The following is a 21,588-nucleotide window of genomic DNA, read 5'->3' on the forward strand; positions in this document are numbered from 1 at the left end:
CGATTTACCGATCAGATTGGTTCAATCTGATCGGATCGCACTCTAAGGGAACGGCGCGGCAGACAAAGCCGCCGCGCCGGCTCCTCACATGCCTTCGGCGCCGCGGCCGATGGCGGCGACGCCGGTGCGCGAGACCTCGACGAGGCCGAGCGGCTCCAGCAGCGAGACGAACTGGTCGATCTTTTCCGGCTTGCCGGTGATCTCGAACACGAAGCTCTCCAGCGTCGTGTCGACGGTGCGGGCGCGGAAACTGTCGGCGATCAGCAGCGCCTCCTGGCGCACCTCGCCCTTGCCGCGCACCTTGATCAGCGCCAGCTCGCGCTCCACCGACTTGCCGACGACGGTGAGATCCACCACCCGGTGCACCGGCACCAGCCGGTCGAGCTGGCTCTTGATCTGCTCGATGATCGGCGGCGCGCCCGTGGTCACCACGGTGATGCGCGAGAGATGCGAGGCGTGGCTGACCTCGGAGACGGTGAGGCTGTCGATGTTGTAGCCGCGCCCGGAAAACAGGCCGACGATGCGGGCGAGAACGCCCGGCTCGTTGTCGACCAGCATGGACAGGGTGTGGCGCTCGGCGGGTTCTTTGACGGTGGACATGGGGAACTCGGAAAAGGGGCTGGAACGCCAGGCTCCCTCTCCCCGGCGGGGAGAGGGGTGGGGTGAGGGGTTACTGGCGCGTCCGCCCCCTCACCCGGCCGCTACGCGACCGACCTCTCCCCGTCGGGGAGAGGTGAAGCGCGTCACACCAGCATCTTGCCTTCCTCGTCGATGGCCTCGTCCAGCGCCTCGGGATGATCGGGGAGGATCATCTCGTTATGCGGCTTGCCCGACGGGATCATCGGCAGGCAGTTCTCCATCTTGTCGACCAGGCAATCGAACAGAACCGGCCGGTTGACGGAGATCATCTCGTGGATCGCCCCGTCGAGATCGGCCGGGTTGGAGCAGCGAATGCCGACGCCGCCATAGGCTTCCGCCAGCTTGACGAAGTCCGGCAGCGATTCCGAATAGGAATGCGAGTAGCGCCCGCCATGCAGCAGGTCCTGCCACTGGCGCACCATGCCCATATATTCGTTGTTCAGCACGAAGATCTTGATCGGCAGATCGAACTGCAGCGCGGTGGAAAGCTCCTGCAGGCACATCTGGATCGAGGCTTCGCCGGCAATGTCGATGACGAGGCTCTCGGGATGGGCCACCTGCGCGCCGATCGCCGCCGGCAGGCCATAGCCCATGGTGCCGAGGCCGCCGGAGGTCATCCAGCGGTTGGGCTCCTCGAAGTGGAAGTGCTGCGCCGCCCACATCTGGTGCTGGCCGACCTCGGTGGTGATGTAGACATCCTTGTCCTTCACCTGGTCGTACAGCGCCTTGATCGCCTGCTGCGGCTTGATGATGCGGTCGGAAGCCTTGAAGGCCAGCGACTTGCGGGCGCGCCACTTGTCGATCTGCCCCCACCAGCCTGCGATGGCCTTGCGGTCCGGCTCGGCCTTCATCGCGCGCCACATGGTCAGCATGTCTTCCAGCACATGCTTCACGTCGCCGATGATCGGCAGGTCGACCTTGATGTTCTTGTTGATCGAGGACGGGTCGATGTCGATGTGGATCTTCTTCGAGCCCGGCGAGAAGGCATCGACACGGCCGGTGATGCGGTCGTCGAAGCGCGCGCCGATGCACACCATGACGTCGCAATCATGCATCGCCATGTTGGCTTCATAGGTGCCGTGCATGCCCAGCATGCCCAGCCACTGCTTGTCGGAGGCCGGAAAGGCGCCGAGGCCCATCAGCGTCGAGGTGACGGGATAGCCCGACAGCCGCGCGAATTCGCGCAGCAGGCGGCTCGCCTCGGGGCCGGAATTGATCACGCCGCCGCCGGTGTAAAGGATCGGGCGCTTGGCCTTGGCCAGCATTTCCACCGCGGCCTTGATCTTTTCCGGGTCGCCCTTCAGCCGCGGCTGATAGGTGCGGTGCTGGATGTTCTCCGGCCCGACATACATGCCCTTGGCGAACTGCACGTCCTTCGGGATGTCGACGACGACCGGACCCGGACGCCCGTTCTGCGCGACATAGAACGCCTCATGCATGACGCGGGCGAGGTCGTTGATGTCGCGGACGAGGTAATTGTGCTTGGTGCAGGGCCGGGTGATGCCGACCGTGTCGCACTCCTGGAAGGCGTCCGAGCCGATGAGATGGGTCGGAACCTGACCGGTGATGCAGACGAGCGGAATGGAATCGAGCAGCGCGTCGGTGAGGCCGGTCACCGCATTGGTGGCGCCGGGGCCGGAGGTGACGAGCACCACGCCCACCTTGCCGGAGGAGCGGGCATAGCCCTCCGCCATGTGCACCGCCCCCTGCTCGTGCCGCACGAGAATGTGCTTCACCTGGTTCTGGTGGAACATCGCGTCATAGATCGGCAGCACCGCGCCGCCGGGATAGCCGAACATGTGCTCGACGCCCTGATCGATCAGGGCCTGCATCACCATTTCGGCGCCGGTCATCTCGCGCATCATGGTCTTTTTCCTTCCACGCTCGTCGTGTCTTGCGTCGTTTCGGAACGGCCCCGGGGAGAGCCAGAAAATCAAAAGGCCCCGTCAGGGGCCATTTTCGCGCGTCACCGTTGAGCGGAGCAGCCGTTAGGCCAACCCCGCGGCGACGCGCCGTCCTACGATAAGGGTAATAATATTGCGCATTACGGCGCCGCTCCTTCGTAAAGTTGCGCGACCTCTACAGCCACGCCGCGCAGGCGTCAAGCACATGGGCACGACGGCGCGAAGATTGTAGGAGAATAGCGCACTTTTCGCGGCGGATGAACGCCGCTATACCCCCGCAGTGCAACAGGAGCAGGCGATCCTATGACGCAGATGCGGCTCGTCGTCGTCGGGGCCTCGGGCCGCATGGGCCGGGTGCTGGTGCGTGCCATCAGCGAGGCGGCCGATCTCGTCCTCGTCGGCGCGGTGGACCAGCCCGGCAGTGAATATCTCGGCCGCGATGCGGGCGAACTCGCCGGCCTGCCGGCGCTCGGCCTTAACGTGTCGGACGATCCGCTGCCGCTCTTCGCCGCGGCCGACGGGGTGATCGACTTCACCATTCCGGCCGCCAGCGTCGCCTATGCCGCCTTCGCCGCGCAGGCGCGCATCGTCCATGTCATCGGCACGACGGGCTTCTCAGCCGAGGAAGAGGCGAAGATCACCGCCGCCGCCCGCCATGCCGCCATCGTGCGTTCCGGCAATATGAGCCTCGGCGTCAATCTGCTGGCGGCGCTGGTGCGGCGGGTGGCGCGCACGCTGGACGAGGATTTCGACATCGAAATCGTCGAGATGCACCATAACCGCAAGATCGACGCGCCCTCCGGCACCGCCCTGCTGCTGGGCGAGGCCGCCGCGCAGGGGCGCGGCGTCACCCTGCAGGAAGCCGGTGTGTTCACTCGCCATGGCCACACCGGCGCGCGCAAGCCGGGCGATATCGGCTTCGCCACGCTGCGCGGCGGCACGGTGGTGGGCGATCATAACGTCATCTTCGCCGGGGCGGGCGAGCGGATCGAACTCGGCCACAAGGCCGAAGATCGCGGCATCTTCGCCCGCGGCGCGCTCGCCGCCGCCCGCTGGGCGCGCGGGCGCAAGCCCGGCCTCTATTCCATGACCGATGTCCTCGGCCTCACCGATTTCTGATCCAGCCGGAGAACGACCCGATGTCCGAACGCCTTCTCGTGCTCGTGCGCCACGGCCAGAGCGAGTGGAACCTCAAGAACCTGTTCACCGGCTGGCGCGACCCGGACCTCACCGCCCTCGGCGTTGAAGAGGCCAAGAAGGCCGGCGCGCGGCTGAAGGCGGAGGGCTACCAGTTCGACCTCGCCTTCACCTCGCAGCTGTCGCGGGCGCAGAAGACGCTCGACCTCGCGCTCACCGAACTCGGCCAGACCGGCCTGCCGATCACCCGCGACCTCGCGCTGAACGAGCGCGACTATGGCGACCTTTCCGGCCTCAACAAGGACGATGCCCGGGTGAAGTGGGGCGAGGAGCAGGTTCACGTGTGGCGCCGTTCCTATGACGTGCCCCCGCCCGGCGGCGAGAGCCTGAAGGACACAGTGGCCCGTGCCCTGCCCTATTACGTCACCGAGATCCTGCCGAAGGTGATGCAGGGCAACCGCGTTCTGGTCGCCGCCCATGGCAATTCGCTGCGCGCGCTGATCATGGTGCTTGAGAAGCACTCGCCCGAGAGCATCATGAAGCGCGAGCTCGCCACCGGCGCGCCGGTGATCTATCGGCTGAAGGCCGACACGACGGTCGAGAGCATCACCGACCTCGCCGGCTGAACCTTCCGCCCGCACTGTGCGGCCGGCGCGCCTTAAGGGAAGCGCCGGCCTTGCCGTAACGCCAAGCAGCCCCATATGACCAGCGTGAAGACGACTTCCCCCAGTTCGGGAACCCAGGCGGGACGGCCCGAGACCAAGGGGAGGACCGTCATGCGCGGCACCGCCGACCGCATCCGCCACGTCATCAGCTTCGAAATCGTCGCCCTGTCGATCATCACCCCGCTCGGGGCGTGGGTGTTCGGCGTGCCGATGCTGGACATGGGCGCGGTGGGCGCCGGCGCGGCGCTGATCGCCGCCGGCTGGAACTATGTGTTCAATCTCGGCTTCGACCACGCCCTGGCGCGCCTGCGCGGCTCGGTGCGCAAGACGCTGGCGCTGCGGGTGCTGCATGCCCTGCTGTTCGAGGCCGGCCTCGTGCTCGTCCTCGTGCCCTTCGTCGCCTGGTATCTCGGCGTCGGCCTCTACGAGGCCTTTCTGATGGATCTGGCGCTGACGGTATTCTTCCTCGTCTACGCCTTCCTGTTCAACTGGGCCTATGATGCCCTGTTCCCGCTGCCGGAGCCCCGCCACCCGGCAGCCGCCGTGCCGCGCTGACACCGGACCGGCGGGTGCGGGGTCAGCCCTTGGTGAGCTGGCCCGCCTCCCAGCCGAGAATGGCGCGCTTGCGAGTGAGCCCCCAGTGATAGCCGGTGAGATCGCCATTCTTGCCAAGCACGCGGTGGCAGGGCACGACGAAGGACATCGGGTTCTTGCCCACCGCCGCGCCGATGGCGCGCGCCGCCTTCGGCTTCTCCACGCAATGGGCGATGCTGGAATAGGTGGTGGCCTTGCCGAGCGGGATGCGCATCAGCGTCTCCCACACCTTCACCTCGAAATCGGTGCCGATGAAGACGATGCGCAGCGGATCGTCCGGGCTCCAGGCGCCGCGGTCGAAGATGCGCGCCGCATAGGGGGCGGTGGCGACGGGGTCCTCGATATAGAGCGCGTTCGGCCAGCGCCGGCGCATGTCGGCGAGCGCGGCGTCCTCCTCGCCCTCATCAGCGAAGGCGAGGCCGCACAGGCCGCGCGGCGTCACCATGGCGAGCGCGGCGCCGAAGGGCGAGGCGTGGAAGCCATAACGCACCACCAGCCCGGCGCCGCCGGTCTTCCACTCGCCCGGCGACATGGATTCGTGCACCACGAACAGATCGTGCAGGCGCCCCGGACCGGACAGGCCGAGCTCATAGGCGGCGTCGAGCACATTGTCGGATTCCGACAGCACCCGGCGGGCGGCGTCGATCGTCACCGCCTGCAAAAAGTCCTTCGGGGTTAGGCCGCACCAGCGGCGGAACAGGTCGGTCAGCGCGCGCGGATGCACGCCGGAGGCGCGGGCGATCTCCTCCACCTCCGGCTGGTCGCGGAAGCGCAGATTCACATATTCCACCGCGCGGCGGACGATTTCATAATCCGCGGCGGCGATTTCCAGGGGATGGGCGGCGTCGAGATTGGGCGCGAGCACGGGCGTTCTCCTCAAGCTGGCTCCATCGGACCACGCCCCGCCGACGCGGGCCACCCGATTTCGACGGTGGCGTCAGACGGCCGAGCGCGCCACGCCGCGCTTGGCCTCGGCGAGCGCGCGCGAGAGGCTCTCCGCCAGTTCCTCCCGCTGCGCCGTGTGCAGGAAGCTGCCAATCACATAGGGCCGGCCGCGCATTTCCAGCGCTAGACGCTGCACGCCGAAATCCTCGATTTCATCGCGCGTGAGCCGGGTCCAGAGCGGGTTCAGCTCCTCGCGATATTCCGTGCCGTCGGCCGCGACATGGCGCAGCCGGATCACGCTCGGCGTCACGGTGATTTCCTCGCAGGCGCGGGCGGCACGGTAATTCAGCCGGAAGCCCCACCAGATCGCCAGCACGTCGAGCCCGAACAGGCCGAATACCGGCCAGGCGCCCATCATCAGGAAGGCGAGGCCGCAGACGAAGCTGATGCCGGCAATGATGCCCATGACCACCAGAAAGCCGCGCGGCCCGAGCGAGCGGTGGGGCTGGTAGCGCACGGAAAACAGCTCCGGCTCGTCCAAGCCGGCGCCCTCTTTCGGAAAGGCGGTATTGGCAGCGCTCATGGGCCCGCATTATAGGTCGAAAATGGCGGATGAGGACAAGGATTCGGTGCGACCCAGCGCGCGCCCGCGCAAGCAGGCGCCGGCGAAGCCCAGCCCTGCCGCGCCCGCCCCGGCGCGCGGCGCCAAGGCCTCACGCCTCACCGCTAAAACCAAGGCCGCTCTGGCCGCGCTGGAACAGCAGTCCGCCACCCGCCCCGCCCGCCGGCGGGCCGTGGCCAATGCGGCGGCCGCCGCCATCGGTGGCGCCTTCCGGCCGTGGAGCGACGCGGAGATCGTCACCGCCTTCACCCGCTTCGAGGCCGCCAACCCGCATCCCGAAGGCGAATTGGAGCATCACGACCCCTTCACTTTGCTGGTGGCGGTGGTGCTCTCGGCCCAGGCCACCGATGCCGGCGTCAACAAGGCGACACGCGGCCTGTTCAAGGCCGCCCCCACCCCGGCGGCGATGGTGGCGCTGGGCGAGGAGGGGGTAGCGCAGCACATCCGCACGCTCGGCCTTTATCGCGGCAAGGCGAAGAATGTGGTCGAACTCTCCCGCCGCCTCCTCGCTGAGCATGGCGGGCAGGTGCCGGCCGATCGGGAGGTGCTGGAAACCCTGCCCGGCGTCGGCCGCAAGACGGCCAATGTGGTGCTCAACATCGCCTTTGGCCTGCCAACCATCGCCGTCGACACGCATCTGTTCCGCATCGCCAACCGCACCGGGCTGGCGCCGGGCAAGACGCCGCTGGAGGTGGAGCTGGGGCTGGAGCGCATCATTCCCAACCGCTTCAAGCTGCACGCCCATCACTGGCTGATCCTGCACGGGCGCTATGTCTGCAAGGCGCTGAAGCCGGACTGCCCGCGTTGCCTGATCGCCGACCTGTGCCGCTGGCCGGAAAAGACGCCGGCCTGAGCTTTACCCGGCCCGCGACAGCCGCCTGTGCAGCCGCACCATGAAGATGGTGGCGAACACAGGGGTGATGAGGTTGAGGATCGGCACCGACACCACGGCGGCGATCACCAGCCCGCCGAGGAAGATGGCCCCCGCGTGGTGGCGGCGCAGCAGCGCCACCTCGTCCTCGCTGCGGTAGCGCATGGCCGCGAGCTGGAAATATTCCCGGCCGAGCAGATAGCCATTGGCGACATAGAACACGACGAGGTTCACCCCCGGCACGAGCAGGAGCAGCAGCGCCACCAGGTTCACCGCCAGCATGACGCCGAAGAATTTCACGGTGAGCCAGAGCGAACGGGCAATCGGCAGCGCCTGCCCCTCCGGCTCCAGCGGGAAATCGCTGCGCTCCACCTGCGCGGCGACATCGTCGAGAAACAGGCCGGCGACGAGCGAAGTCACCGGCGGCACCAGGAAAATCGCGCCGATGAAGATGCCGAAGGCGGCGAGAATATCGATGGTGATCTCCGCCCAGCGCAGGTCCAGCGCGACGAAATAGGTCAGCGCGTAATGCGCCCCGACGCCGAGCGCGATCAAGAGCCCGATGGCGAGGCCGACCGAGCGCAGCAGCACGCGGCGATACTCCGGCGAAAAGGTCTGGGCGAAGGCCGTGATCGCGTCCCGCAGCATCGAGTTCCCCCTCTGGCAACCGCCCCTAGGTAGGGCGCCCGGCCCCGCCGCTCAAGCCGCGCCGGTCCGATCGCCAGCGGCGCGGGCACGTTCGGGCTTGATTCGCGCCACGCGCCTGCGAGTCCCGATTCGTTCTCCACGAACAAAACATGATTCAGCGCAAGCCTTTAGCCGGCGTCTCCCCTCCTCGCGGTAGCCATGGCGGCTGGCGCCTTCGCCCGCCCGGCCGGGCATGCTAGCCTGCCCGCCTCATTGCATGAGTACCCGCCTTATGATCCGAACGCGCCTCCCCGGCACGCTGAACCGCCGCCACTTCCTCGCTGCCGCCTCGGCCGCGCTGCTGCCGACTTCGGCCCTCGCCCAGGCCGGGGCCAGCGATGTCGATGTCGTCATCATCGGCGGCGGCGCGGCCGGCATCGCCGCCGCCCGCCGGGTCGCCGAAGCCAAGCGCTCCTATGTGCTGCTGGAGGCCGGGCCGCGTCTGGGCGGGCGGGCCCGCACGGAGAGCGCCTTCGGGCTCAAGGTCGATCTCGGCGCCGGCTGTTTCGCCGGCGGCGACGGCACGCTGGGTGCCGCCGCGCTGGCGGCCGGGCAGACGCTCGTTCCCCTCCCCTCGGGACGGCGCCTGTTCGCGGAAGGGCGCGAGGTGCGCGAAAGCGCCTATGACGCCTTCACCGCCACATTGGGCGCGTCGCGGCGGGACATGCTCGCGGCCATCGAGGGCGGCAAGGATATGGCGGCGGCGCAAGCCCTCGCAAACGCCCCGCCGCCGGCCAAGGGCACACCCGGCTCCGGCGGACCGTGGGCCGCCACGGTGGCGCAGTTTCTTGGCCCCCTGAGCTGCGGGCGCACTCTCGCCGCCCTCTCCGCGCTCGATCTCGCCCGCCGGGACGCCCGGCCGGACGACACGACGAGCCCTTTCGGTGTCGGCGCGTTGATGGAAGCGCTCGGCGCCTGGGTGAATGTGCAGAGGGACGCGCCGGTCACGCTCATCACCAATGGCGGGCGCTTCCACAGCGTGAGCGTGCGCGGGCAGCGCATGCCGATCCGCGCCCGCGCCATCGTGCTCGCCGTGCCGGCCCCCGTGCTGGCCGCGGGCGCGATCCGCTTCAACCCGGTGCTGCCGACACGGCTGGTGACGGCACTACGGGCGATTCCCGCCGGTTATCTCGAACAGGTGGCGTTCCGCCTTGCCGGCAATCCGCTCGGCCTGCAGCCGAACGAAACCGTGCTGGCCAAGGCCAACGCCACCGTGCCGGCGCTGCTGCGCGGCCGCATCAATGGCGGCGAGCTGCATGTGCTCACTTTCGGCGACGCGCCGGCCCGCGCCATTGCCGAGAAGGGGGCGGAGGCCGCCCTGCCGCTGGCGCAGGGCTGGCTCCGCACCAACTTCCCCGGCGCGGAGACGGCGGTTTCCGAGGTGGTGGCCTCGCGCTGGGGGCAAGACCCGCTGATCCGCGGCGCGCTGAGCCCGGCCTTGCCCGGCCAGGGGGCGCAGCGCCGGGTCTTCACCGACACGGTGCAGAACCGCATTTTCCTTGCCGGCGACTATGTGCCGGAAACCGGCTGGGGCACGCTGGCCGGCGCCTGGGTCTCCGGCGAGGAAGCCGCCGGCCGGGCGCTACGCCTGTTCGGCGACGGCCCGGCCTGAGCCTCGCGGTCGACGGAGGTCAGCCCCGAAGCGTGGCGCCCGTCTTTTTCGCCACTTCGGCGACGATCTTCGCCGCGACCGCATCGATCTCGGCATCGGTCAGCGTCTTCTCGCGCGGCTGCAGCGTGACGGAAAGCGCCACCGACTTCTTGTCCGCGTCGATGCCCGGCCCCTCATAGAGGTCGAACACGTTCACGCCGGTGATCAGCTTGCGGTCGACGCCGGCCGCCGCCTTCACCATGTCGCCGGCGGCGACGCCCCGCGCCACCACGAAGGCGAAGTCGCGCTCCACCGGCTGGAAGGGGATCAGCTCCAGCAGCGGCTTCACCCGCGTCGCCTTGGCCTTGGGCTCGGGGATGCGTTCGAGCAGCACCTCGAAGCCGACCAGCGGCCCCGCCGCATCCAGCGCCTCCAGCACCGACGGGTGCAGTTCGCCGAAATGGCCGATCACATTCGGTCCGAGCCGGAAGCTGCCGGAACGGCCGGGATGGAACCAGGCGGGCGCGTCGGTCGAGATTTGTAGATTCGCCACCGGCGCGCCGCAGGCGGCGAGCAGCGCCAGCGCGTCCGCCTTGGCGTCGAACGCATCGACGCCCGCCGCCTTGCCGGACCAATGCCGCCCGGCGCCGGTCGGCTTCGCCGTTGCGCGGCGGATGCCGGTCGCCGCGATGAACTGGTCCTGCGGGCGGTCGCCCTTGAACACCTGCCCGACCTCGAACAGCGCGACATCGCCGAAGCCGCGATCGGCATTGGCCTGCGCGGAACGCACCAGCCCTGGCAGCAGGCTGGGGCGCATATCCGAGAGGTCGGCGGCGATCGGGTTGGCGAGCGCGAGCGCCGGCTGCCCGCCGCCAAACAGCTCCGCCTGCGGCTTCGGCACGAAGGACCAGGTGACGGCCTCCACCAGCCCGCGCGCGGCAAGCGCGCGCTTGGCCTTGCGGGTGCGAAGCTGCAGCGTGGTCAGCACCGGCTTGCGCGCGGTCTCGTCGCGCGGGAACGGCAGCGAGGGCACGCGGTCGAGACCGACGATGCGGATGACTTCCTCGACGAGATCGGCCTTGCCCTCGATGTCCCCGCGCCAGCTCGGCGGGGTGACGCGCACCGTGCCGGTGGTGCCCTCCACGGCGAAGCCGAGCGACGTGAGCGTGTCGGTCTGTTCGGTCTCACTGGCGACCAGACCGGTCAGTTTTTCGGTCAGCTCCAGCGGGAAGTCGATCACCCTTGTGGTGTCGGGAATCGCGCCCGCCAGCACGATGTCGGAAGCCTCGCCGCCGCACAGATCGAGGATCAGCCGGGTGGCCAGTTCCAGTCCAGGAAGGGTGAAGGCGGGGTCGATGCCGCGCTCGAAACGGAAGCGCGCATCGGAATTCAGCCCCAGCCTGCGGCCGGTCTGGGCGATGTTGATCGGCTCCCACAGCGCGGATTCGACAAGAGCGTCAACGGTTTCGGCGTCGCAGCCCGTCTCCTCGCCGCCCATCACGCCGGCGAGCGATTCCACGCCCTTGTCGTCGGCGATGACGCACATGGTGGCGTCGAGCGCATAGGTCTTGCCGTCGAGCGCGAGCAGGCTCTCACCCGCCTGCGCGCGGCGCACGACCAGATTGCCGTGCACCTTCTTCGCGTCGAACACATGCAGGGGCCGGTTCTGGTCGAAGGTCAGCAGGTTGGTGACATCGACCAAAGCGTTGATCGGCCTCAGCCCAATGGCCCGCAGCTTGGCCTGCAGCCACTCCGGCGACGGGCCGTTCTTGACGCCACGAATGAGGCGCAGCGCGAAGGCCGGGCACGGGGCGTCCTCCGTGATGGTGACGGACACCGGGCAGGGATAAGTGCCCTTCACCGGAGCGATCGCGTCTTCCACCAGCCGGCCGAGACCGGCGGCGGCAAGATCGCGGGCGATGCCGTGCACGCCGAGCGCATCGGCCCGGTTCGGCGTCACTGCGATTTCGATGACGGGATCGTCAAGGCCGATCCAATCGACATAAGTGGCGCCCACCGGCGCGTCATCGGGCAGGTCGATGATGCCGTCATGATCTTCCGACAGCTGAAGCTCGGCGGCCGAGCACAGCATGCCCCGGCTCTCCACGCCGCGAATCGAGCCGATGCCGAGCGTGATGTCCTTGCCGGGAATATAGGTGCCGGGCGGGGAGAACACGCTCTTCATACCGGTGCGGGCGTTCGGCGCGCCGCACACCACCTGCACCGGGTCGCCGGTCCCGGTGTCGACGAGGCACACCCGCAGCTTGTCCGCGTTCGGGTGCTGAACGGCGGAGAGCACATAGGCGATGGTGAAGCCCTTGAGCTTGGCCGCCTTGTCCTCGACGCCTTCCACTTCCAGCCCGATGCGGTTGAGCGCGCCGGTCACGTCGTCGAGCCCGTAGTCGCCGGAAAGATGCTCGCGCAGCCAGGAGAGGGTGAATTTCATCGGACAAGCCCTTTGTCAGGCGTCATCCCGGCCGGAGCGAAGCACAGAGCCGGGATCGTATTAGGACGATTAAGGCGAGGAAGGCGGTCCCGGATCGGCCAATCGCCATCCGGGAGACGGATCAGGCCGAAAGCCCGCCCGCCAGTGTCGGGAAGTCGAGCGGGCGGAAGCCATAATGGGCGAGCCAGCGGACATCGGCCTCGAAGAAGGCGCGCAGGTCCGGCATGCCGTATTTCAGCATGGCGATGCGGTCGATGCCCATGCCCCAGGCGAAGCCCTGATACTCGTCCGGGTCGAGCCCGCAATTGCGCAGCACATTCGGATGCACCATGCCGCAGCCGAGAATCTCCAGCCAGTCGGAGCCCTCGCCGAAGCGGATCTCGCCCGGGCGCGAACGGTCGCACTGGATATCCACTTCCATGGACGGTTCGGTGAAGGGGAAGAAGGACGGGCGGAACCGCATCTTCACATTGTCCACCTCGAAGAACGCCTTGCAGAACTCTTCGAGAATCCATTTGAGGTGGCCGAGATTCGACCCCTTGTCGATGACGAGCCCCTCCACCTGATGGAACATCGGCGTGTGGGTCTGGTCGCTGTCCGAGCGATAGGTGCGGCCGGGGCAAATGACGCGGATCGGCGGCTTCTTGGACAGCATGGTGCGCACCTGCACCGGCGAGGTGTGGGTACGCAGCACCAGGCGCGAACCGTCTTCCTTCGTCGGCAGATAGAAGGTGTCGTGCATCTCCCGCGCCGGGTGCCCTTCCGGGAAGTTCAGCGCGGTGAAATTGTGGAAGTCGTCTTCGATATCCGGGCCTTCCGCCACCGCGAAGCCCATATCGGCGAAGATGGCGGTAAGTTCGTCGATCACTTGGCTGATCGGGTGCAGGCGGCCCTGCTCCGCCGACGTCTCGCGCACGGGAAGGCTGACATCCACCCGCTCCGTCTCCAGGCGCTTGGCCAGCGCCGCGGCCTTGAGGTCGGCGCGCCGCGCGGCAAGGGCCTCATTCAGCCGGTCGCGCAGGCCGTTGATCGCCGGGCCGGCGCTCTTGCGCTCTTCCGGGCTCATGCCGCCGAGGCTTTTGAGCAGTTCGGACACGGAGCCCTTCTTGCCCAAAGCAGCAACGCGGATCGCCTCCAGCGCCAGCTCGTCGGCTGCGCCCGCAATGCCAGCGGCCAGTTCGCGCTCCAGCGCGTCGAGATCGGGAAGGGCGGCAACGGACATATCGAATCCTCGGCGGCAAGGCGGTGTGGACGGAAGGATGGGCAGAGCGGAAGCACGGGCCTCCCTCCGCCTGCCATCATCCTGAGGTGCGAACGCAGTGAGTCCCGAAGGAAGACGGCGCGAGAGGATGACGGCACCTGGAGCGTGGTCTCATAGCCGAGCCGCTCCAACGCGAAAAGCCCCAACGCTTGCGCGCGGGGCTTTCCAGATTTAGGTCCCGGCGGTTCGGGAAGGTCAGGCGGCCTGCTTTTCCAGCGCGGCCTTGGCCTGCTCGACCAGCGCCGCGAAGGCGGCGGGCTCGTGGATGGCGATATCCGAGAGCACCTTGCGGTCGACCTCGATCCCGGCCTTGCCGAGACCGTCGATAAATCGGCCATAGGTGAAGCCGAGCTCACGGGTCGCGGCGTTGATGCGCTGGATCCAGAGCGCGCGGAAATTGCGCTTCTTCACCTTACGGTCGCGATAGGCGTATTGCTGCGCCTTCTCGACGGCCTGCTTCGCGACGCGGATGGTATTCTTGCGGCGGCCGAAATAGCCCTTCGCCGCCTTCAGCACCTTCTTGTGCTTGGCGTGGGAAGTGACGCCGCGTTTGACACGTGCCATGGGGAAATCTCCTGGGACTGGCTAGGGGGCGTCAGCCGTTGGGCAGAAAGAACTTGCGAACGTTGAAGGCATCACGCTCGGACATGACCGTGGTGCCGCGCTGGTCGCGGATCTGCTTGTTGGTACGCTTGATCATGCCGTGGCGCTTATTGGCCTGGGCCATGATCACCTTGCCGGTGCCGGAGAGCTTGAAGCGCTTCTTCGCTCCGGACTTGGTCTTCATCTTGGGCATTTGGCTCGATCTCCACGGCCGGCGGCGCTCCCGCGAGGGGATGTCCCGGCCCAATCTAGTGTGAGCGTTCGAACCGCCACGGCAGCCCTTGTAGCCGGGCGGTTCTTGAAGGCCGCACCCTCTACAGGAGCGGCGGCATTATTTCAAGTCGGTGACGGGGAGGACCCGACGGTGTGGATACCGCCGGGCCGACCCGCTTCAGATGTTGCAGCCGGGCGCACCCGGCGCGCAGGGCGCCTGCCCCTGCGGCGGACGGCCGCCCTGCGGAGGGCCACCCTGCGGCGCCCGGCCGGCACCAGGGCCGCCCGGGCCACCCGGACCACCGAAGCCGGGACCACCGGGACGACCCGGACCACCCGGATTACCAGGACCACCTGGACCGCCCGGCTTGCCGGGACCGCCCCAGCCGGGACCGCCAGGATTCCCGGGACCACCCGGGCCGCCAGGGCCGCCCGGCTTGCCGGGACCGCCCCAACCAGGACCGCCGGGATTACCGGGACCACCCGGACCACCAGGGCCACCCGGCTTGCCAGGGCCACCCCAACCGGGGCCGCCGGGATTACCGGGACCACCCGGACCACCAGGGCCGCCCGGCTTGCCAGGGCCGCCCCAACCGGGACCACCCGGTCCTCCGGGACCGCCAGGCTTGCCGGGGCCACCCCAACCGGCTCCGCCGGGATTACCGGGACCGCCAGGTTTGCCGGGACCACCCGGTCCTCCGGGGCCGCCCGGCTTGCCGGGGCCACCCCAACCGGGACCACCGGGACCACCGGGACCACCAGGACCACCGGGCCTACCCGGCGCCCCCCAGCCGGGATGGCCGGGCCCCCAATTCGGCGGACGCGGACCCCAACCGCCGGGAGGCGGAGGTCCCCAGCCGCCCGGAGGCGGCGGACCCCAGCCCGGCCCCGGGCCCGGATACGGCCCCGGCCGATAGGGCGGGCCCCAGCGGTCATAGGTCGAATACCAGGGCCGCCCGCGATAATAGCGGCCCCAATAATCATTGAAGCTGAAAGCGACGATCGGCACGCCGATGGTCGGGGCGTAGTCGTAAAACTCGACCCGCCGGCCGCGATAGACGGTCTCGATATATTGCGCAGCCACCCAGCCGCGCATGTCGTCAATGCCGACATCGCACCAGCTGTAATCGCCAAGGCAGCCGAAAATCGCCAGCGGCGCGCCTTCGGCGAGCACCACAACCACGGGGTAATCCACACCGGGCCCCGCCCGCAAATTCACATTCGTTGTTACAAATCCGCGGTCCTGCGCGACCGCGGCACCCGCGAGCGCCAGCCACAGCAGGGCGCCCGCCACCATTCTCTTCATGAAAAACTCCCAAACGCCGCCGTTTCCGGGCAACGCCGACCAACGGCAAGGGGAGCCGCCAGTTGAGGCGGATTCATGTCTGCCCGAGGCTGAGGCCGACCGCAACGGAAGTTTATTTGTCGGCCCTTGTCCGGGGCTTCCATTGCGTCACGTTGCGAAGCCGGCGCGAAGCGGACAGGATGCGCCCGCGTCGCCCCGGCGCCCGCCCACCGCTCATCGCCCTTTCCCCACGGATAAGCCTCATGTCATTCGGCACTCTGCTCGAAGCCTTCCTTCTCGGCCTTCTGGAAGGCTTTACCGAGTTCCTGCCCGTCTCCTCCACCGGCCATATCCTGCTCGCCGGGCATTTCCTCGGCTTCGAGAGCGAGGGCAAGGTGTTCGAGGTCGTCATCCAGCTCGGCGCCATCCTCGCCTTGCTGGTGGTCTATTTCCGCCGCTTCTTCGATGTGCTGATCACCCTGCCGACGAGCCCGCGCTCGCGTAATTTCGTGTTCGGCATCCTCATCGCCTTCCTCCCGGCAGCGGTGATCGGCGCCTTCGCCCACGGCTTTATCAAGAGCGTGCTGTTCGAGACACCGGCGCTGATCTGCATCATGCTGATCCTTGGCGGCATCGTGCTGGTGTGGGTGGACACGCTGAAGGTGAAGCCGGTGCACACCGACGCCATGGCCTTCCCGCCGCTGCTGGCGCTGAAGATCGGCTTCATCCAGTGCCTGGCCATGATTCCCGGCGTGTCCCGGTCGGGCTCCACCATTGTCGGTGGCCTGCTGCTCGGCGCCAGCAAGCCGGCGGCGGCGGAATTCTCCTTCTTCCTCGCTCTGCCGACGATGACCGGCGCCTTCGCCTATGACCTCTACAAGAACCGCGACGCGCTGAATGCCGACGACATGACCATCATCGCGGTCGGCTTCATCGCCGCCTTCATCGCCGCGCTCGCCGTGGTGCGCGGGCTCATCGCCTTCGTCTCCCGCCATGGCTTCGCGCCGTTCGGCTGGTGGCGCATCGGGGTGGGCGGCGTCGGGCTGGTGGCACTGGCGCTGGTGGGCTGAGGCCCGCGCACGCCCCATAAAAAAAGCCGCCGGCGCGGGCGCGTCGGCGGCTTTTCGTTGGCGGTGTTCGCGTCGATCAGGCGGCTTCCGGGCGGGAGAACTGGCCAGCCTTGCGGTAACGCCAGAGATAGCCGGGCAGGATGCCCCCGAGAGCGCTGGGCGTGATGCCGAGCCCTTCCAGGGTCCGCCCTTCCGCCTTGGCGGCGTCGGAGACCACATTGTCGTAACCGAGCAGGCGCACCTGGTCGCGGGTCAGCAGCGGATTGGGCAGCATTTCGAGGAAACGGGCATTGAACGCCGCGAGCCCGGCCGGCATCGGCAGCAGCAGGCGCTTGCGGTCGATCTCTGCCAGCAGCAGTTCCATCAGCGCCTTGAAGGTCAGCACTTCCGGCCCGCCGAGCTCATAGACCGTGCCCGGCCGCGCCTGACCGTCCACCGCGCGGGCAAAGGCCTCGGCGACATCGCCGACGAACACCGGCTGGAAGCGCGTTCCGCCGCCACCGATCAGTGGCAGCGCCGGGGAGAGCCGCGCCATGGCGGCGAAGCGGTTGAAGAAATCGTCTTCCGGGCCGAACACGATGGACGGGCGCATCACCACCGCGCCAGGAACAGCTTCCAGCGCCGCCGCCTCGCCCGCCGCCTTGCTGCGGGCATAAAGCGCGTCGGACTCGGCCGAGGCGCCAAGGGCCGACATATGGATCAGCCGCGCGCCGACTTCCCGCGCCGCGAGCGCCACCTGCCGCGCGCCGAAGTTATGCACGGCCTCGAAGCTCTGGCGGCCGCTCTCATGCAGCACGCCCACGAGGTTGATCACCACTTCCGCGCCTTCCGCCGCCCGCAGCACGGAGGCGGGGTAGCGCAGATTGGCCTGCACCGGGGCGATCTGCCCGACGGCGCCGAGCGGCTGCAGATGGCCCGCGAGGTCCGGCCGGCGTACCGCCACCCGAACCCGCCAGCCCAGCCGCGCCAGAGCGCGCACCACGTGGCGGCCGACGAAACCGGAGCCGCCATAGATCGTCACCAGCCGTTCCATCGGCGCCGGGCGCCGGGCCAGTTCAGCCTCGCTCTCCAGCGGCAGTTCCTTCGTGGTGTCGACCATGTGACGTCTCCCGGCCCGGCATTGGCATGCCACGACGATTAGCGCGCCGCTGCGGCAGCGTCCAGCGCTCCGCGTGAGAGCGCCGCGGGCTTTTGCGCGCAGGCATAACGCGGGACGGCACGCCGGGGCGCCGAGATGACACCGCCATAGCGGGAGCGCCGCCAGAAGGTGGATCCGCGAGATTTCCACCGCTAGCTGGAATCTTCTGTGAAAGGTGCGTTGACAAGAGGGAGTCCACCCGACTATCTCTCGCCGCCGTGCCGCAAGGCACATGCCCAGGTGGCGGAATTGGTAGACGCGCTGGTTTCAGGTACCAGTGGGTAACACCGTGGAGGTTCGAGTCCTCTCCTGGGCACCAGCATACCGCAGAATTGTGCGGTATCAAAAGGTCAAGCCTTTTCAAGGTCCTGTCGGTGTCGCACTGTGTAACAACGGTGTGCAACGATGGGTCTTTGGCTTGTGGCGCCGATGAAGCGCAAAAATTCTTCCAATCACCAATTCGTCCAGCGAATCCCCGTGGACGTTCGGCCGCGACTGGTCGGCGTGACGCTGGAGGTGCCGCTCGGTGACGATTTCGCGCCGGTCTCCATTTCGGAGAGCGCACAGGCCATTCGGGTCTCCCTGCGCACATTCGACCCCAGCGAGGCGAAGCGCCGGCAGGCGACCATTATCGCCCATCTGGAGGGCATCTATGCGGGCCTGCGAGCGGCGGTGCCTGCCACGCTCTCGCATAAGCAGTGCGTCGCATTGTCTGGCGAAGTCTACCGCGCGTGGGCGGAGGAGCTGGAGACCTCCAAATCCATCACCATCCAAGCCGAGGCCGATGGCACCCTCGTGCGTGAGCACGGCATAGACCCGGAGGAACAGGCCGCCGGCCGTCGCCGTGCCGCTGAAAAGCTCCTCGCGGCGGAAACTGAAGACCGGGAGCGCGAAGTCGGCCCCCTCGTAAACCGCACCCTGATGCGCCACGGCATCCCCTTCGTGGATGAAGCCTCGCGCCGCCTGCTTCTTGGTGAGTTCATCAAGGCGCTTGCGGACGGGCTGGAGGCCAGCGCCCGGATGGCCGAAGGCGACTACAGCGAAGACCCGAAGGCCACGAGGTTCCCTGAATGGCAACCGCCCGGCCCTCCCCCCAAGCCCTCCAAGCCCCTGAAGGCAGCGCCGGCCGTGTCCATGCGCGGCCTCTTTGCGGAGTGGTGGCGGGAGGCGGAACGCGCCGGCCGGTCGGTCAGCACCAAGGACAGCTACAGCACCGCGCTGGAGCGCCTCATTGCCTTCCTCGGGCATGATGACGCCGCGAAGGTCTCCGCCGAGGATATCGTGCGGTTCAAGGATCACATGGTGTCCACGCCGAGCCCGGCAACGGGCAAGCCGCTGAGCGCCAAAACCATCAAAGACAGCTACCTCGCGGGCCTCAAGAGCGTCTTTGGGTGGGCCGTCGCCAACCTGAAGCTCGCCAGCAACCCCGCCGAGAAGGTGACGATGAAGTCGGCGCGGAAGCAGAAGGTTCGGCAACCGTGGTTCACGGAGGAGGAGGCGGGCGCGATCCTCTCCCCCGCTCTCAACGCCAAGAGGGAGAATGGGGAGCCAGCGCAGCGGTTTGCCCTCCGGCGGTGGGTTCCGTGGCTCTGTGCCTATACCGGGGCGCGGGTCGGGGAGATGGTCCAGCTACGCAAGCAGGATGTCCGGCAGGAGGCGGGGCAATGGGTGGTCTCCATCACGCCTGAGGCCGTCACGGTGAAGGGCGGGCAAATGCGAACCGTCCCGCTGCATCCGCACCTCGTGGAGCTTGGCTTCGTGGAGTTCGTGCAATCGGCACCGGCCGGCTTCCTGTTCATGTGGTCCGGCACCGAGCGGGCTTCGTGGCGCTACGCCAAACGGGTCATCACCGATGAGGTGCGCAAGGTCGTGACAGACCCGAACGTCCAGCCGAATCATGGCTGGCGGCACACCTTCAAGGCTCTGGGTGGCGATGCCGGCATTGAGCAGCGGACGCTGGACGCCATACAGGGCCACGCGCCCCGGACGGAAGGCGAGACCTACGGGGGCGTGACCATCAGGGCCATGGCGGCAGCGCTGGAGCGGTTCCCCCGGTTCGTCACCAAACTGCCGGAGCGTCACTCCCGCTTGACGGAATAGTATTCCCCGCGAACGCGCCCTGCTGGCGCCCCTTCGAATTCGCAGCAGCTTACCGCTTCATAAATTGCTATAGTGGGCAAAGCGGAATTCATTCCGTCGGCTGACCGCGTCCAACGGGCCCGCCTGTGGGGACATCCATGCGTCTAATATAAAATATTATATCACGATGGTTTTATAAATAAAAATATTCATCAATATTTACAATATAATTCACCACGAATATTAAATATTCGACGCAACATCAAACTCATGACATCAAAAATGATCAAAAAACCGGCAAACATTTCCGATCATTTCGAGCAGTTGCGACCTGCAATAATACGGTCTACCGGATCCACTCCGTCGGAGCGTTACCTAGCAAAATTATCAGATAGAACCTTCTTGAATCTATGGTCTTATCCAAATCCATTTCGAGCGCAAAAACTATCGGGAAATGGTGAAGGTAAAGAGCTGTGCGATCTTCTTGTTGTATGTGAACCACACATTATTGTGTTTTCCGAGAAAAATATAACTTGGCCAAATACAAATCTCGATGTTGCGTGGCCACGGTGGTTTCGAAAGGCCGTATTAGCGGCAGCATCTCAGCTGAAGGGCGCCGAACGATGGATCAAAGATTTTCCAGATCGTATATTTCTTGATCGTGAGTGCAAAGAAAAATTTCCACTTAATCTCCCATCTCTGGAAAAGCGACGCGTTCACCGAGTCGTCGTTGCACGAGGAGCTGCCGAAGCCTGTCGTGGCTATTTTGAAGGCGGCCTTGGGACGCTTATTATTGATCCGTCCATCAAAGGAGAGGATCATTGTCGGCCCGCGTCACAGACCTACTCTCCCTTTACCGTGGGAGATATTGACCCTAGTGGCGATTTTGTGCATGTTTTTGACGAAACTGCACTTGATATTGTAATGAATGAACTTGATACAATTTCCGACTTCACTGAATATTTAGATAAGCGATCAGCTTTCATACGATCCGGGCACCTTGGATTGGCTCATGGAGAAGAAGACTTACTTGCCTATTATGCAGTTCGAATGAACGAAAATGGCGAGCACGACTTCACTCCACCAAATGGCGTCATATGGAAAGACGGTGACATTCTAGCCATAGGGCCAGGGCACTATAAGTCCTACATATCGAGCCCTGAGTACTCGGCACGAGCTAAAGCAAATGAAAATTCATATGCTTGGGATCGTTTGATTGAGACCTTCACAAATCATATGTTGGGAGGAACATCTATTGTTCTTCCTGGATTTGAATACTCTCTAACCGAAAGCGAGATTGCTGTCAGACATATGGCTTTACAGAATCGCTTTCTCCGGCGAAGCCATAGTGAAGCGATACTTGGTGCCTTAGAGAGAGGCCGTCATGGCGACTCATTCTTTCGAGCTATGATCTCCCCGGAAGGCTCGCCCCGCCACGAGACGGGGTTCTTTTTCCTTACCCTTAAATACAAAGACTGGATGGACGAGACAGGCGGGTATGAAAAATATAGGCTGATGCGGACGCATTACCTTAAGACATATGCTCAGTCATTTTTGATGAAGTACCCACGCATGCAGAGAATTATCGGCATAGCAATGGAACCCCCAGGTCAAGGGCGAGGAGCTTCGGAAGACATAATATATGGAATACAATCGGAATGGACGGAAATTGACCGCCAGAACGCTCAAAGAGACTGCGAGGAACTTGGCATTATGAGAAATGTCCAAGAAAAGAACCATCACAGCGCGGAATTCCCCCTAGCCTCGCCCACCAAAACACGAGCCAATCAAGGATTTTATGGGAACCGCAAACAGCGCAGAGCACAGGCAGCACGTGAACGAAAGAATCGCTAGCTTCTCCGTGAGTGCATTCTTCTAAGCGTAGAATATCATAGCGC

The 21,588-nt window shown here is 66.1% G+C and carries 19 protein-coding genes and 1 tRNA gene; 9 read left to right on the top strand and 11 right to left on the bottom strand.

Annotation, left to right across the window (positions count from 1 at the left end; all coding sequences use genetic code 11):
* Positions 1–84: 84 nt before the first annotated feature.
* Together ilvN and K9D25_RS01515 are read right to left on the bottom strand one after the other, a co-directional pair.
* The gene (gene ilvN / locus K9D25_RS01510) at positions 85–600 is read right to left on the bottom strand and encodes an acetolactate synthase small subunit (protein WP_244378588.1); all 516 of its coding nucleotides are present in this window, start codon (positions 598–600) and stop codon (positions 85–87) included.
* A gap of 143 nt (positions 601–743) precedes the next feature.
* Positions 744–2,504, bottom strand: a complete 1,761-nt coding sequence (locus K9D25_RS01515; RefSeq protein ID WP_244378590.1) for an acetolactate synthase 3 large subunit — start codon at positions 2,502–2,504, stop codon at positions 744–746.
* Positions 2,505–2,855: 351 nt separating this feature from the next.
* Here K9D25_RS01515 and dapB point away from each other — a divergent pair, with 351 nt between their 5' ends.
* The 3 genes from dapB (at position 2,856) to K9D25_RS01530 (ending at position 4,900) form a co-directional block, all read left to right on the top strand.
* Complete coding sequence (dapB, locus tag K9D25_RS01520) at positions 2,856–3,662, top strand: 4-hydroxy-tetrahydrodipicolinate reductase (protein ID WP_244450761.1); 807 nt, start codon at positions 2,856–2,858, stop codon at positions 3,660–3,662.
* Between the two features lie 20 nt (positions 3,663–3,682).
* Positions 3,683–4,306, top strand: coding sequence for a 2,3-bisphosphoglycerate-dependent phosphoglycerate mutase (locus K9D25_RS01525; RefSeq protein ID WP_244378591.1), 624 nt, complete (start codon positions 3,683–3,685; stop codon positions 4,304–4,306).
* 150 nt (positions 4,307–4,456) lie between these two features.
* Complete coding sequence (locus tag K9D25_RS01530) at positions 4,457–4,900, top strand: PACE efflux transporter (protein WP_244378592.1); 444 nt, start codon at positions 4,457–4,459, stop codon at positions 4,898–4,900.
* A 22-nt stretch (positions 4,901–4,922) separates the two neighbouring features.
* On the opposite strand, the gene K9D25_RS01535 is transcribed toward K9D25_RS01530, so the two are convergent.
* Positions 4,923–5,804, bottom strand: coding sequence for a methylated-DNA--[protein]-cysteine S-methyltransferase (locus tag K9D25_RS01535; RefSeq protein ID WP_244378593.1), 882 nt, complete (start codon positions 5,802–5,804; stop codon positions 4,923–4,925).
* A gap of 72 nt (positions 5,805–5,876) precedes the next feature.
* A complete protein-coding gene (locus tag K9D25_RS01540; protein WP_244378594.1) occupies positions 5,877–6,407 on the bottom strand; it encodes a DUF2244 domain-containing protein in 531 nt (176 codons plus the stop codon).
* Here K9D25_RS01540 and nth point away from each other — a divergent pair.
* A complete protein-coding gene (gene nth / locus K9D25_RS01545; protein WP_244378595.1) occupies positions 6,406–7,299 on the top strand; it encodes an endonuclease III in 894 nt (297 codons plus the stop codon). The genes K9D25_RS01540 and nth overlap by 2 nt on opposite strands.
* A gap of 3 nt (positions 7,300–7,302) precedes the next feature.
* On the opposite strand, the gene K9D25_RS01550 is transcribed toward nth, so the two are convergent.
* Positions 7,303–7,965, bottom strand: a complete 663-nt coding sequence (locus K9D25_RS01550; protein WP_244378597.1) for a sulfate transporter family protein — start codon at positions 7,963–7,965, stop codon at positions 7,303–7,305.
* Between the two features lie 271 nt (positions 7,966–8,236).
* Here K9D25_RS01550 and K9D25_RS01555 point away from each other — a divergent pair, with 271 nt between their 5' ends.
* Positions 8,237–9,616: a flavin monoamine oxidase family protein gene (locus tag K9D25_RS01555; protein WP_244378599.1), complete on the top strand. Its 1,380-nt coding sequence runs from the start codon at positions 8,237–8,239 to the stop codon at positions 9,614–9,616.
* Positions 9,617–9,635: 19 nt separating this feature from the next.
* Here K9D25_RS01555 and pheT read toward each other — a convergent pair whose 3' ends face one another.
* The 5 genes from pheT to K9D25_RS25020 all read right to left on the bottom strand — a co-directional run bounded on the left by pheT (position 9,636) and on the right by K9D25_RS25020 (position 15,424).
* The gene (gene pheT / locus K9D25_RS01560) at positions 9,636–12,041 is read right to left on the bottom strand and encodes a phenylalanine--tRNA ligase subunit beta (protein ID WP_244378604.1); all 2,406 of its coding nucleotides are present in this window, start codon (positions 12,039–12,041) and stop codon (positions 9,636–9,638) included.
* A 121-nt stretch (positions 12,042–12,162) separates the two neighbouring features.
* Positions 12,163–13,263 carry a phenylalanine--tRNA ligase subunit alpha gene (gene pheS, locus K9D25_RS01565; RefSeq protein ID WP_244378606.1) on the bottom strand — a complete coding sequence of 367 codons (1,101 nt, stop codon included), beginning with the start codon at positions 13,261–13,263 and terminating at the stop codon, positions 12,163–12,165.
* Positions 13,264–13,497: 234 nt separating this feature from the next.
* Complete coding sequence (gene rplT / locus K9D25_RS01570) at positions 13,498–13,866, bottom strand: 50S ribosomal protein L20 (RefSeq protein ID WP_013165152.1); 369 nt, start codon at positions 13,864–13,866, stop codon at positions 13,498–13,500.
* Positions 13,867–13,897: 31 nt separating this feature from the next.
* The gene (gene rpmI / locus K9D25_RS01575) at positions 13,898–14,098 is read right to left on the bottom strand and encodes a 50S ribosomal protein L35 (protein ID WP_091437955.1); all 201 of its coding nucleotides are present in this window, start codon (positions 14,096–14,098) and stop codon (positions 13,898–13,900) included.
* 198 nt (positions 14,099–14,296) lie between these two features.
* Positions 14,297–15,424, bottom strand: a complete 1,128-nt coding sequence (locus K9D25_RS25020) for an SH3 domain-containing protein (protein WP_432207905.1) — start codon at positions 15,422–15,424, stop codon at positions 14,297–14,299.
* Positions 15,425–15,666: 242 nt separating this feature from the next.
* Here K9D25_RS25020 and K9D25_RS01580 point away from each other — a divergent pair, with 242 nt between their 5' ends.
* Positions 15,667–16,473 (top strand): undecaprenyl-diphosphate phosphatase, encoded by an 807-nt coding sequence (locus K9D25_RS01580; protein ID WP_244378608.1) that lies wholly within the window; start codon positions 15,667–15,669, stop codon positions 16,471–16,473.
* Between the two features lie 76 nt (positions 16,474–16,549).
* Here K9D25_RS01580 and K9D25_RS01585 read toward each other — a convergent pair whose 3' ends face one another.
* Complete coding sequence (locus K9D25_RS01585; protein ID WP_244378610.1) at positions 16,550–17,572, bottom strand: complex I NDUFA9 subunit family protein; 1,023 nt, start codon at positions 17,570–17,572, stop codon at positions 16,550–16,552.
* 273 nt (positions 17,573–17,845) lie between these two features.
* Between K9D25_RS01585 and K9D25_RS01590 the strand changes: the two genes are divergently transcribed.
* The 3 genes from K9D25_RS01590 to K9D25_RS01600 all read left to right on the top strand — a co-directional run bounded on the left by K9D25_RS01590 (position 17,846) and on the right by K9D25_RS01600 (position 21,544).
* Positions 17,846–17,930: transfer RNA gene (locus K9D25_RS01590), tRNA-Leu, on the top strand.
* Between the two features lie 86 nt (positions 17,931–18,016).
* Positions 18,017–19,711 (top strand): tyrosine-type recombinase/integrase, encoded by a 1,695-nt coding sequence (locus K9D25_RS01595; RefSeq protein WP_244378612.1) that lies wholly within the window; start codon positions 18,017–18,019, stop codon positions 19,709–19,711.
* 261 nt (positions 19,712–19,972) lie between these two features.
* The gene (locus tag K9D25_RS01600) at positions 19,973–21,544 is read left to right on the top strand and encodes a hypothetical protein (protein ID WP_244378615.1); all 1,572 of its coding nucleotides are present in this window, start codon (positions 19,973–19,975) and stop codon (positions 21,542–21,544) included.
* Positions 21,545–21,588 lie beyond the last annotated feature (44 nt).

Source organism: Ancylobacter polymorphus, assembly GCF_022836935.1.
GTDB lineage: Bacteria > Pseudomonadota > Alphaproteobacteria > Rhizobiales > Xanthobacteraceae > Ancylobacter > Ancylobacter polymorphus_A.